This window comes from Pseudopedobacter saltans DSM 12145 (assembly GCF_000190735.1).
GTDB classification, from domain to species: Bacteria; Bacteroidota; Bacteroidia; order Sphingobacteriales; family Sphingobacteriaceae; genus Pseudopedobacter; species Pseudopedobacter saltans.
Genome location: NC_015177.1, coordinates 249085 through 262111 on the forward strand (window position 1 = coordinate 249085; position 13027 = coordinate 262111).

At 36.7% G+C, this 13027-nt stretch carries 11 protein-coding genes; 5 read left to right on the forward strand and 6 right to left on the reverse strand.

Going from position 1 to position 13027, the window contains the following annotated elements; translation table 11 throughout:
• Nucleotides 1-3 precede the first annotated feature (3 nt).
• The 3 genes from PEDSA_RS01025 to map all read left to right on the forward strand — a co-directional run bounded on the left by PEDSA_RS01025 (nucleotide 4) and on the right by map (nucleotide 2547).
• Nucleotides 4-1380, forward strand: coding sequence for an MATE family efflux transporter (locus PEDSA_RS01025; RefSeq protein WP_013631292.1), 1377 nt, complete (start codon nucleotides 4-6; stop codon nucleotides 1378-1380).
• Nucleotides 1381-1452: 72 nt separating this feature from the next.
• Complete coding sequence (locus PEDSA_RS01030) at nucleotides 1453-1743, forward strand: DUF3817 domain-containing protein (RefSeq protein ID WP_013631293.1); 291 nt, start codon at nucleotides 1453-1455, stop codon at nucleotides 1741-1743.
• Nucleotides 1744-1782: 39 nt separating this feature from the next.
• On the forward strand, nucleotides 1783-2547 hold the full coding sequence (gene map / locus PEDSA_RS01035; protein WP_013631294.1) for a type I methionyl aminopeptidase: 765 nt from the start codon (nucleotides 1783-1785) through the stop codon (nucleotides 2545-2547).
• Between the two features lie 77 nt (nucleotides 2548-2624).
• Here map and PEDSA_RS01040 read toward each other — a convergent pair whose 3' ends face one another.
• The 4 genes from PEDSA_RS01040 to PEDSA_RS01055 all read right to left on the reverse strand — a co-directional run bounded on the left by PEDSA_RS01040 (nucleotide 2625) and on the right by PEDSA_RS01055 (nucleotide 7217).
• The gene (locus PEDSA_RS01040; protein ID WP_013631295.1) at nucleotides 2625-3800 is read right to left on the reverse strand and encodes an ABC transporter permease; all 1176 of its coding nucleotides are present in this window, start codon (nucleotides 3798-3800) and stop codon (nucleotides 2625-2627) included.
• Nucleotides 3801-3802: 2 nt separating this feature from the next.
• Nucleotides 3803-4762 (reverse strand): HlyD family secretion protein, encoded by a 960-nt coding sequence (locus tag PEDSA_RS01045; protein ID WP_013631296.1) that lies wholly within the window; start codon nucleotides 4760-4762, stop codon nucleotides 3803-3805.
• A gap of 13 nt (nucleotides 4763-4775) precedes the next feature.
• On the reverse strand, nucleotides 4776-6155 hold the full coding sequence (locus tag PEDSA_RS01050; RefSeq protein ID WP_013631297.1) for a TolC family protein: 1380 nt from the start codon (nucleotides 6153-6155) through the stop codon (nucleotides 4776-4778).
• A 498-nt stretch (nucleotides 6156-6653) separates the two neighbouring features.
• Nucleotides 6654-7217 carry a Crp/Fnr family transcriptional regulator gene (locus PEDSA_RS01055; RefSeq protein WP_013631298.1) on the reverse strand — a complete coding sequence of 188 codons (564 nt, stop codon included), beginning with the start codon at nucleotides 7215-7217 and terminating at the stop codon, nucleotides 6654-6656.
• A gap of 134 nt (nucleotides 7218-7351) precedes the next feature.
• Here PEDSA_RS01055 and PEDSA_RS01060 point away from each other — a divergent pair, with 134 nt between their 5' ends.
• Both PEDSA_RS01060 and PEDSA_RS01065 read left to right on the forward strand, forming a co-directional pair.
• Nucleotides 7352-8824: a glycine--tRNA ligase gene (locus PEDSA_RS01060; protein ID WP_013631299.1), complete on the forward strand. Its 1473-nt coding sequence runs from the start codon at nucleotides 7352-7354 to the stop codon at nucleotides 8822-8824.
• An 8-nt stretch (nucleotides 8825-8832) separates the two neighbouring features.
• Nucleotides 8833-9015, forward strand: coding sequence for a hypothetical protein (locus PEDSA_RS01065; protein WP_013631300.1), 183 nt, complete (start codon nucleotides 8833-8835; stop codon nucleotides 9013-9015).
• 404 nt (nucleotides 9016-9419) lie between these two features.
• Here the strand turns inward: PEDSA_RS01065 and clpB are convergent, their stop codons facing one another.
• Together clpB and PEDSA_RS01075 are read right to left on the reverse strand one after the other, a co-directional pair.
• Entirely contained in the window at nucleotides 9420-12017 is a 2598-nt protein-coding gene (gene clpB / locus PEDSA_RS01070) for an ATP-dependent chaperone ClpB (protein WP_013631301.1), read from the reverse strand.
• A gap of 614 nt (nucleotides 12018-12631) precedes the next feature.
• Nucleotides 12632-13027: a hypothetical protein gene (locus PEDSA_RS01075; protein WP_013631302.1), complete on the reverse strand. Its 396-nt coding sequence runs from the start codon at nucleotides 13025-13027 to the stop codon at nucleotides 12632-12634.

A 13027-nucleotide genomic window follows, 5' to 3' on the forward strand; every position in this document is an offset into this window, starting at 1 on the left:
TGTATGAGCAATGTTTTTTCTACGTATAAGCAGCATTATAAAGATAATTTAGTTTTGGCTATTCCAATTGTAATCTCGCAGCTGGGACATACAATGGTTCAAACAGCCGATAGTATTATTGTCGGCCATTTTGCAGGTACAATTTCCTTGGCCGCTTCTTCACTGGTTCACAGTATTTTTATGGTAATCATGGTGATAGGTATTGGTATTTCCTATGGCCTTACACCACTTATTGCGCAGGAGAACGGCAGAGGGAACAAGGAAGAATGCGGTAAATTATTGTCTAATAGCTTATATCTTAATATACTTACGGGTATTTTGCTTTTTAGTGTGGTTTATCTGGGCTCTGTTTTCCTCATAAACCATTTAAAGCAAGATGCGGCGGTTATTGTCGAAGCAAAACCTTATCTGAATGTTTTGGGTTTCTCGATAATCCCTTTGATGGTCTTTCTCACTTTTAAGCAATTTGCTGAAGGACTGGGATTTACTAAGCAAGCTATGATGGTTTCGATCTGGGGAAACGTGTTGAATATTATCCTGGGTATAACTTTTGTGAAAGGGCTTTTTGGTGTTAAACCAATGGGCTTAATAGGCGTGGGGTATAGTACTCTTATCGACAGAAGCCTCATGGCTATAGTCATGGCCGTTTATGTTTTTAAATCGAAGTATTTTAGAGATTATTTACGACAATTTACCTTCAGGCTAATAGATAAAGTAAGGATGTCTAAAATTTTTAAGATTGGTTTGCCTACCGCTTTACAATATACTTTCGAAGTGAGTGCATTTAGTGCCGCGGCTATTTTAACAGGTACCATAGGAGCTGTAGAACAGGCTTCGCATCAGGTGGCAATTAATCTGGCGGCTATGACTTATATGATGGCAAGTGGTATAGCATCGGCTGCTGGAATAAAATCCGGAAATAATTTCGGTAAGCGGGATTTTTTCAATTTAAGGAAATCTGCAATTGCTAGTTATCACATCGCTATCGTTTTTATGTGTGTTGCGGCTTTGTCATTTGTAGTTTTTAATGGTTTCCTGCCAAAGCTCTTTACCGATGATATTTCGGTAATCAATATCGCATCAGGATTATTGTTAATTGCCGCTTTATTTCAATTGTTTGATGGTACACAGGTAATTGGCCTGGGAGTATTAAGAGGTATGGGAGATGTAAATATTCCGACACTGATAACTTTTACATCATACTGGATTTTTGGTTTGCCTGTAGGTTATTTATTAGGAATTGTTTGGGGTATTGGAGTAAACGGTATTTGGTTGGGGCTAACATTAGGATTATTAGTCGCCAGTTTGCTATTATTTATCCGTTTTAATTTATTAACAAAGAAATACAATAAAACATTAGTGTCTTTAGCAGATGCTTAGCTTTTAAATTTAGGATGCACAATTTCTAACATTCAGGTTTAGACTTTGAACTTTACACTTTTTACTTACATAATGGATACTAACAAATTATTAAAGAACTTTAGATTTATTGCCTATTGGGAAGGTTGGTCATATCTGACTATTTTTGTAACCATGATTTTTAAATATGCTTTGAAAATGGGAACTGCAAACTTTATTGTTGGTTCTATTCACGGAGCATTATTTATCATCTATATGCTTTTACTATTGCTTTTGTTATTGAAAAAGAGAATCAATTTTGGACAGGCAGTAATAGGTTTTATAGTTTCTTTAATTCCGTTTGGAACTTTTATAGCAGATAAAAAATGGTTCTCTAAATGGTAATTTTGAGTATTTGATATTGAGGTTTAACATTTTTATATTATGCAGATTACAAATGAAGATGAATTAGCAGGAATAAAAGCCATAAGTAAAGCGGTTGCTGATACATTAAAGGCGATGGCTGATTATGCTAAGGCCGGACTTTCTACTAAAGAACTGGACGATTTCGGAGGGAAATATTTAAGTGATCTTGGAGCTAAATCTGCACCAAAATTAACCTATGATTTTCCAGGGTGGACGTGTATTAGCGTCAACAATGAAGTTGCTCATGGTATTCCCTCAGAAAAAACAGTGTTAAAGAACGGTGATCTGATTAATATCGATGTGTCTGCTGAGCTTAATGGTTATTGGGCCGACAATGGATGTTCTTTTATTATTGGAGACGATGTAAACAATCATACGAAATTAATAGAAGCTTCAAAAGATATTCTAAAAAAGGCCATTTCCAGAATAAAAGGCGGAGTTAAAATCAATGAAATTGGTAAATTGATTGAAACAGAAGCAAAGAAAAGTGGTTTCAAAGTTATTAAGAATTTAACAGGGCATGGCGTAGGCCGAAGCTTACACGAAGAACCGCATGAAGTTGCCAACTTCTGTGATAAATACAATCAGTCCCGATTCAGAAAAAACTCGGTCGTTGCCGTAGAAACTTTTATTGCGACTCATTCCACTTATGCAGATACATTATCAGATGGCTGGACATTAGTAGGAAATAACGGTGGTTTTGTTGCCCAACACGAACATACCATATTGGTTACAGACGGAGAGCCTGTAATCCTGACAGAGGGTAATGGCGTTTGGGAATAAACGTCATTCTCCAGGTTTAAAAAATAAAAAGCTGTCTCTTGATTTGATAAACAATTTCAAGAGACAGCTTTTTTCATTTATTCTGATTTGCTGCTCTGCTTTCTTATTCCAATCATCATTCTAATTTTTACCGCTAAAAATGCTGTAATGGAATATATAATCAGTAAAAGTATCAGATGTTTCAGATCCCCCGTTAACTGATGGAGTTCAGCATGCTGAAAAAGCATAGCTTTATGAATATTCAAAAACGGTGTTAGGGGGATAATATTAGCTAAAAATCTAACCCCGCCAGGCATAGCTTCCATTGGCCAGGTATATCCACCAATAATAAATGCAGGTGTGGCTATCAGCATTAAAATTTGTGTTGCCCTTAACGAATTAGTGATAATAGCACTAAAAGTTACGCCAAGAAAAGATACGGCCATAATAAACAGCGAAGTTGAAATGGCATAGCTTGTTAACGGAGTTGGAATTGGTGCCTTAAAAATAAAATGGAACATGTAGTAGATTGCCAGTATGAAAATGCTGATAATCCAGAAAGGCAACACCTTAACCATAACTGCCGTAAATGCAGAGTGTGTATGGCCTAATAATTCGGAATTAAAAGTATTGTTCTCATATTCCCGGGAAAAGCTTACAGCCATACCTAAAAGTAATACCTGTTGCAAAACTACCGCTAAAACACCAGGCCACATAAAGCTTAGGTAATTTGCCGTTTCGTTGAACAAACGGATATAATTTACTTTAAAAGGCTCGTATTGTGATGCCGCATAAGTACTGTTTTTACCTGTTTTTTCTATCGATTTTATACTTATTCCTGCACTAAAAGTACCAAGTGTGGCTTGTAAACCTTGTGTTGCTATGTTTGCAGTTAAAAGATTGGTGGTGTTGATATAGGTGTTGACTTCGGGGTATTTCTTTTGCAGCATAGACGCTTCAAAACGATCGGGGATAACCACAACCAATACAGCTTTCTTTTCTAACAAGGCATCATTAGTACCAATATTATTGTATTTGGTTTCTACAACTTTAAGTTTTTCGTTGTCGTTAATCATGTCAATTAACTGATTACTTAAAGGAGTATTGTCCATATCCACAACAATAACGGGTAAGTTTTTCAATTTACCTTCCCGATAAACGAATCCAAACAAAAGCGCATAGATAATAGGGGCCAGGATGAATACAGACAACAGGGTAGTATCTTTGAAAAATAGCCTGAATTCGCGTTTTAATAGTAAAAGAAAATTTTTCATATCTATTTTTCTAAAGTTACTGTAGCATTTGCCAACAGGTTATCTGCATCTTTCATATTGTCGGGAATTATTTTTAATTCATAAATAGCCTCTTCAATTTCATAATTTGGATAGGCAGCTGTAATATCCGCATATCGGGTAAGTTGTTTAATGGTCTGTACAGTTCCTTCCATACTTTTTTTAGCGTATGGAACATAAACTTTTAACTTCTGACCTTTTCTATAATTACCGATTTCGTTTTCCGGAATTGTAATCCTAAAATAAGCTGAATGTGGTTGATAGCCATTGAAAAGAGGAAAACCTGCAGCGGCCAACTCCCCAACACTTAAAGAAATCGTTTCAATTTCCATATCGTTGGTAGCTATGATATACTTTTCAGATACAGCAATTTCTACTTCCTGCAACGCTCCCAAAGCCTGATCTGCTTGTCCTTGAGCTGCCGTTTTTGTTTCGGTCCTTACACCGTGAAGCGCTTCATTCATTTCTGCGTTTACCGCATCTAATTGAGCTTTTGCACCCTGATATTTTGCAGTAATTTCATCAAAAGCCTGTGGCGTCATCATGCTGTCGGCAAACATTGCCCGTGCTCTGTCGAAAGACTTTTTAGCGAAGTTATATTGCTCCTGTAAGCCGGATTGTTTGGCTCTTAATTGTTTTAGCTGATTGGCAGTGGCACCGTGATTCGCCATGTCTCTCTGCGCTCCGCTGGCTTTAACAGCACCTTTTACCTGCGAAAGTTTAGCATCTACTTCGGGTACATCCAAACGGGCTAAGGTGTCTCCTTTTTTTACCAAATCACCCTCTTTTACATAAATTTCGGCAACTCTTCCGGTTACTTTTGGTGCAAAAGAAATAGTAGATTTTCTGATTTTTCCTTCTATGGTTCTTTCCGGCTTCTGGGTGCAGGAAGCAAACACTGCGATTGAAACGAATAATAAAAAAACTTGTCTAAGCGTATACATATAGCGAATATTTTTATTGTAAAGATTGAATGGTTAAGTCCCCTGTTGATTTTAAAAGTTCGATGGAGTTACGTCTTTGATTGAAAATTGCCTGATAATAATCTAAAGCTGCGGTTTGATAATCTGTTTGTGCGCCAATTAGATCACTAGCTTTCACCAGACCGACTTTAAATTCTTTTTCAGCAACGTCCAAAGCACCTTTAGCAACATCCATTTGTTTTTGTTTAACCTTTATTTCTGCATTTGAATTTTCATAATCGGTAGTGTTTTTTACCAAATTTAATTTTAGCAACTCTTCGGCCTCACTTCTTTCATTAATAGCTTTTTGAACCTCAATTTTTGCCTGCTGAACTTCGCGTTTACCTTTCAACCCATCAAAAATGTCCCATTTAAAACCAACACCAAGAACCAGGCTGGGAGCAAGTTCAATTTTATCAGCTCTTAATTCTGGCCTGCCAACTAGAGGCAATTCATGTTTTGCAGTGGCTTTTACATCAAAAAGATTCAAATAACCTAAAGAAGCGGCAGCCTGCACTTTAGGAACCCACCATGTCTGAGCGGCTTTAACCTTATATCTGTAAGCTTCAATGCCAGAATTTAAAGCCTTTAATTCGGCCCTATTCTCGATAGTACTGGTGTTTTTAACCTGTGTAAAAGGCTTAAGTTCATTTTGTATCAACTCCAGTCGTTCTAATGAAATATGGGTAAGTTTATGTAACTGCTGGATTAATAGAGTCCTTTTGCCTTCATATTCCTGAGTCTTGGATTCTAATTGAATTTTTGCCACTTCTACTTTCTGAAAATCGTATTTAGTAATCAATCCGTATCCTAACGCTTTGGTAGCAGTTTTTAAATTGATCTCCAAACGTCTTTGATTTTCGTTGAGAAGTAATTTTACCTGAGACAAAAGCGCAATCTGGTCATAAGCTTTGCTTATTTCACTAATAATATCCTGTTCGCTTTTCTCTAAAAGGATTTCCTGGGCCTTGGACTTTTCGTCTAAAGCTTGTTTTAAGGCAGGTACTTTACCTCCGGAAAACAGAACGGATGATATGTTTAAGTCCGCTTTAGCCAGGTTTGCCCGATTATTAAAGCCGCCGCTAATTTCAGGAATAGGAATGTTAAGAACAGGTAGCGTGGTTTCAGGAAAAACCACGTTAGAATTGCTGCTTAAATAGGCGTATTTTCCGCTGATATCCGCATTTGGCAAATACACCTCGTTTAGTTTTTTTCTATCAATTTTGGCAAATTCGATATCTAATTTCTGATTTGCCAGTTTGTAGTCTTTGACTAAAGCGCTGTCTACCAGTTCCTGCAAAGTAGGAGCTGTTTGTGCAGACAATTGATTAGAGAAGCAAATGCCCAATAGTAACAGTTTAATCGGTTTTTTCATTCAGTCGATTTTTATTTGACCCAAAATTCCTAAGAAATAATCTATTGTCTTTTGATATAAATCAAATTCAGAAAATAATTTAAGAAACTATTTTCACCAATGATATAACAGCCAAAAACTTTTACTGTTTTCTAAGGTCCGCTGCTGAGTTAACTTGATAATAGTATATTCTTTCTAGGTGGGGCAGAGTGAAAGGGGATATTTCGAAGAAAAAGTGTCTTTCTTCTTCGGTTTGCCTTCGTTTCTCCTACGTTTCTCCTTTACTACTCCGTACCATCTCCCTTGCAAGGCTTACGATTGGCTTACATTTCTCTTACGTTTCTCTTACGGTTGTCTTACGTTTCTCCTACGATTGTCTTACACCGCGCTTACGGGACGAAGGAGAACCGTAAGAAAAATGAAGAAGCAATGCAAGTTAACCGATGAACCTGTTCTGGTTTTGGTTATGGCCAATCCTGGTAATTTGAGCTGGAATTGAAGGACGATAAAAAGACCATATTATTTTTTTGCGCGAATTCTGCTCAGCGTTTCTTGCGTAATACCTAAATAAGATGCAATATGCCCTAAAGGAGCTCGTTGTAAAATCTCGGGTTGTTGTTCTAAAAGTGCATCGTACCTTTGTTGTGCACTTTGAAATTGTAATGCAACAATTCTGGATGTTGCAATGAGCAGAAAATATTGCAGAACATGACTTTTAACTTTTTCGATAGCAGGGAATTCGTTGTTTAAGTTTACAAAATCTCGAAAACTGATAGCAGCTACCAAACAATCTTCCAGGCTTTCTACACAATATACCGAAGGGCTTTGGGTGAAGAAACTTTCCGCTATAGAAATGAAATCACCTTCTTTATAAAAGCCGTAGGTAATGTCCTTACCAGACTCGTTTACGTAGTATATCCTGCATAAACCTTTTTCTATAAAATAAAGTGTGTTTGCTACTTCACCATAGTTTTTAAGTATATCCAGCTTCTGATATTCCTTTTGTTTAAAAGCATGGTTAATAGCTTCGCGAAGTTGGCTGTTTACCGGAATTATATGACTGATGGCGGTTAATAAAGACATATTGATAAATGCTAAAGCAAACGAAAATAGAAATTAGCATTAAAAAAGAAAAAAGCCTGATTAAATTTAACTTAAGTTAAGAAATAAAGATAAAGTAGCTTAACTTAGCGTCCGATTTTATATTTTACGTAGCTATGTCTAAGAACAACGACGAAATTTTTAAGAATGTAATTTCACATGCAAAAGAGTATGGATTTGTGTTTCCTTCGAGTGAAATTTATGATGGTTTAAGTGCTGTTTATGACTATGGTCAATTAGGGGCCGAACTAAAGAATAATATTAAGGCATACTGGTGGAAATCTATGGTGCAGTTGAACGAAAATATTGTAGGTATTGATTCTGCAATTTTCATGCACCCTAAAATATGGAAAGCAAGTGGTCATGTTGATGGATTTAATGATCCGATGATCGATAACAAAGATTCTAAAAAGCGTTATAGAGCAGATCAGCTTTTAGAGGATAAAATTGCTCGTTACGAGAAGGACGGCAAGCAAGATAAAGCGAATCAGCTGCAAGAAGAAATGGACAAAGCTTTAAATGATGACAATTTAGCTCGTTTAAAAGATTTGATCATTGAACATGAAATTGCATGCCCTGTTTCAGGAACCAGAAACTGGACGGATGTTCGCCAGTTTAACCTGATGTTCTCTACACAAATGGGCGCTATGGCCGAAGGTTCTGATGAAGTTTATTTAAGACCAGAAACCGCTCAGGGTATTTTCGTTAATTTTCTAAACGTTCAAAAGTCCGGAAGAATGAAAATTCCTTTCGGGATTGCACAAATTGGTAAAGCATTCAGAAATGAAGTAATTGCCCGCCAGTTTATCATGCGTATGCGCGAGTTCGAACAAATGGAACTGCAATTCTTTGTGAAACCAGGGACAGAAATGGAATGGTATAAAAAATGGAAAGAAACCCGTTTAAAGTGGCATTTGGCTTTAGGTACAAACCCGGCTAAATACCGTTTCCATGATCATACTAAATTAGCGCATTATGCAAATGCTGCAGTTGATATTGAGTTCGAATTCCCTTTCGGATTTAAAGAAGTAGAAGGTATCCACTCCAGAACAGATTTCGATTTGAAACAGCATCAGGAGTTTTCTGGAAAGAAACTACAATTCTTCGATCCGGAAATTAATCAAAGCTATGTTCCTTATGTGGTAGAGACATCTATCGGTGTGGACAGATTTTTCCTGGCTACTTTAATCAACGCTTACGAAGAGCAGGATTTAAGTACTGAAGATAAAAAAGATTCTAGAACAGTTTTACATCTGCATCCGGTTTTGGCTCCTTATAAAGCAGCTGTACTTCCTTTAACTAAAAAAGACGGTTTGCCAGAAAAAGCTCGCGAGATTATGAATCGTTTAAAACTGGATTACAATGTAACTTACGATGAAAAAGATTCAATTGGTAAACGTTACAGAAGACAGGATGCTATTGGTACGCCTTTCTGTATTACAGTAGATCATCAGTCTTTAGAAGATAATACGGTAACTATCCGTCATAGAGACAGTATGGAACAAGAACGTATTTCTATTGCCGATTTGGATAGAATTATTGGAGAATTAGTTAGCTGGAAGAACGTTTTAGCTGGTCTTCAAGAATAAATACAGATATGCCGGAAGTTATATTAGTTGTTTTTGTAATTGCTCTGGTATTTTCTCCGCAAATTTTAGCTTATAAGTTTGCGGAATATTTAGGAAGAGATAAGAAGTTTTGGTTTTGGATATCGTTTCTAATTCCGGTTATTTCTCTGTTTATTCTGATGTTTTTACCAGAAACTGAAAAAAAGACCTAGTAATAGTAAAGCAAATGATATTGAAGCCGTTTTGATTTAATCAGGACGGCTTTTTTGTTTGGGAAAGTGTTTGTTGTTGTTTTAGGAGTAACTGCAGAGAATACAAAGAACGCGAAGGAAAATTCTTGGTTATTTTTTGAGTTTGAAGGTCGTATTTATTCTCTTCTATTTAGTTTATTTCCGACTCTTGCCTGCCAGGCAAGTTATTTCGTAATTTAATCACTAGACTAAAAATGGTTATAATGGGAATATTAAAAAGCCTAAATAAAAAAGCCATTTCGAAACAGCTTCGAAATGGCTTTATGATAATTTTCAGAAAACCAGTTTATAAACTTGTGTTTTGTCGAAGCAGGCCTTTTAAAAGAGGCCTTGCTACATTATATATTCCTGCTGATTAAAAGATATTACTTCTCTGCATTCAGAAAAACAAACTGATTGTCGAAAACATCCAGTTTAATTTTACTGTCTTTATCAATTTTTCCAGACAAGATTTGTTTAGAAAGCTCGTTTAAAATACGTTTTTGAATAACCCTTTTCAGTGGTCTTGCACCAAACTGAGGATCGTAGCCTAATTGAGCTAACCAATCCAGCGCTTCCTCCGAAGCATCTAAATCTATTCCCATTTCAGCTAAAGTATGTTTAACACCTTGGAATTGCAGATCAACTATATTTCTGATTTCGTTTCTGTTCAAAGGCGTAAACATAATCAACTCATCAATCCTGTTCAGGAATTCTGGTCTGATTGTTTGTTTCAATAGTTCGAATAGCTCGTTTTTTGTTTTAGCAATAACCTCTTCATGGTTGCTTTCGTCAAGATTTTTGAAATTATCTTGTATCAAATGCGCACCAATGTTAGAAGTCATGATGATGATAGTGTTTTTGAAATTCACTACCCGACCTTTGTTATCTGTTAAACGACCATCATCTAAAACTTGCAACAATATATTGAAAACATCAGGATGCGCTTTTTCGATCTCATCTAAAAGAATGACAGAATATGGTTTTCTTCTAACAGCTTCAGTAAGCTGTCCACCTTCATCATAACCAACGTATCCCGGAGGGGCACCAATCAATCTTGAAACCGCATGTCTTTCCTGATACTCACTCATATCAATCCGAATCATGGACTGCTCATCGTTAAATAAGAACTCAGCTAAGGCTTTTGCCAATTCTGTTTTACCCACACCCGTTGTACCTAAAAAAATAAACGAACCGATTGGTTTTTTCTGATCGCTCAAGCCTGCTCTGGACCTTCTGATTGCATCTGAAATAGCCTCTATAGCTTCATCTTGTCCCGCGACACGTTTGTGTAATTCTTCTTCCAGGTGCAAAAGTTTATCTCTTTCACTGGCAACAAGTTTAGTAACCGGTATACCAGTCCATCTGCCTACAACACCAGCAATATCTTCGGCAGTAACTTCTTCTTTAAGCATTCTGCTGTCTGAAGTTTTATTGGACAATTCTTCTTTCAATTTTTCTACATTGTCCTGAGCTTCTTTAATGCGACCGTATCTGATCTCAGCGACTTTACCATAATCGCCAGCCCTTTCTGCCTGTTCAGCTTCAAGTTTCAGATTCTCTATGTTTTCAATATTGCTGTTAATTTTATCAACCAAATCCTTTTCACTTTGCCATTTGGCTTTGTATTCATCCCTTTCTGCCGCTAAATCACTTATTTCTTTAGAAAGATCTTTAACCTTTTTCTCATCGTTTTCACGTTTGATAGCTTCACGTTCTATTTCTAACTGCATAATTTTCCTATCCAGTTCGTCCACAGCTTCGGGGACAGAGTCCATTTCCAAGCGCAGTTTAGAAGCAGCTTCGTCCATCAAGTCGATGGCTTTATCTGGTAAAAAACGGTCGGAAATGTAACGTTGAGACAGCTCAACTGCAGCTATAATAGCTTCGTCTTTAATTCTTACCTTGTGGTGTGTTTCGTAACGTTCCTTTAAACCACGAAGAATGGAAATAGCATCCTGAGTATCCGGTTCATCGACCATTACTTTCTGGAACCTTCTTTCCAGTGCTTTATCTTTCTCGAGATATTTTTGATATTCGTTTAACGTTGTGGCACCGATAGATCTAAGCTCGCCTCTAGCTAATGCCGGTTTTAAGATATTTGCGGCATCCATAGCACCTTCTCCACCACCCGCCCCAACTAGTGTATGTATCTCATCAATAAACAAAATGATCTCACCATCGCTATCAGTAACTTCTTTAACAACAGCTTTCAAACGTTCTTCGAATTCACCTTTGTATTTGGCACCTGCAACCAGCGCGCCCATGTCAAGTGAGTAAACCGTTTTAGATTTAAGATTCTCCGGAACGTCGCCTTTTATAATACGATGAGCAATACCTTCTGCGATGGCTGTTTTACCAACGCCCGGTTCACCAATTAATATCGGATTGTTTTTAGTTCTTCTTGAAAGAATCTGGATAACACGTCTGATTTCCTCATCACGCCCAATAACCGGATCTAATTTTCCCGATTCTGCATATTCGTTCAAATTCCTTGCATACTTGTTTAGGGCGTTATAAGTAGCCTCCGCATTTTGATCGGTAACTTTTGAGTCGCCACGTAAATCCTTGATAGCTTTTTTCAGATCTTTCTCATTTACACCCTGATCTTTTAAAAATGTAGATGCTTTATCGTTGGAAGCTAAGATAGCCAGTAAAATATGTTCTACGGAAACAAACTCATCCTTAAACTCTTTCAGATAAGATTGGGCCTTAATCAAAGTAGAGTTAGCAGTGCTGGAAAGGTAAACGTTGCTTCCGCTCACTTTGGGATAAGAGGCAATCGTTTCATCCAAAGACTGATTTAATCTGTTAATATTTACGTTTAGTTTTTTTAATAAGTAGCCAACTACATTTTCGTCAACTGAAAGCAGTGCTTTCAATAAATGAGCGTTTTCAATGGCCTGTTGCTGAAAACCAGTAGCTATTTCAGAAGCCTTTTGTATCGCCTCCTGGGCTTTTATTGTAAAGTTGTTGAAATTCATAATTATATCCTCCAGGTTCCTCTCATCAAAAACACATCCAACTCTTATAGTGTTTTTAAAACCTGAAAATAAGTCTGTTACTTTAAAATTAATGGAGACAAAATGTCTTGTGAACTTATTTTTTTCTGTAAAAATGTCTCGTAGTAAAGATCGTTTTTTCCGAATTTTACCAACGTTCTGCGTTTAGATATTTCTAAAAGGCAATTATTCCACCATCGGCTGGTAATGAGGTGGGCCTTCATCATTCATATAGGCATTCCAACTGTATTGAGACTGATATTCCTTTTTCTTTTTATGGCCTTAACTTTTTCCTTACGAGGGAAAAATGATATCGTACCGACTTTTCCTCCAAAGGGATATTTCCTATCTCGTTTGAGGGAAAACAGTCTCAATTGTACAATTTGCTCAGAAGTAGAACTGAAGACCGCAAATTTGTAGTTGCTTTGAATTACGTATTCGGCATTATAAAATTTGGAGAGGTTGTCCCGAGTTACGTTGGGGTGGAATCAGTTTAGTCTTAATCATCAAAGAAATATGAATCAACAAAAAAGATATTAAAAAAATAAGCCAACTCTTTTGAAGCTGGCTTATTTTTAATTTTATCGTGGTATACTTTAACCAAGTTTGCTTGCTAAAGCATTTGTCTGATAGTCTGTTAATTTTTGCAGAGGGCCGCTGGCCAACATTTTCATCATCATATTTAATTCAGCAGAGATGGTTAGTTTAGCTTCTGTAGTACTGCCTTTGTCGGTTAATGTCCACTTTAGATTCAAAGCAATAGGAGCTTCTTCTGCTGGAACAATAAGTATTTCTTGGTTTCCAATTCTTGCCTCTACCTTTAAAGCTAGTTTAGCCATGTTTTGTATCGTAAACCTGGCTTCGTCTTTAGTACTAGACCAGTTGTAGATATTTTCAGGCATTAAACCTTCATGATTGTTCAGGTCCTCTAAAAAAGAGTAAACATCAGAAACAGGTTTATTTAAAACGACTTTACTTTCGAAAACAGTCAT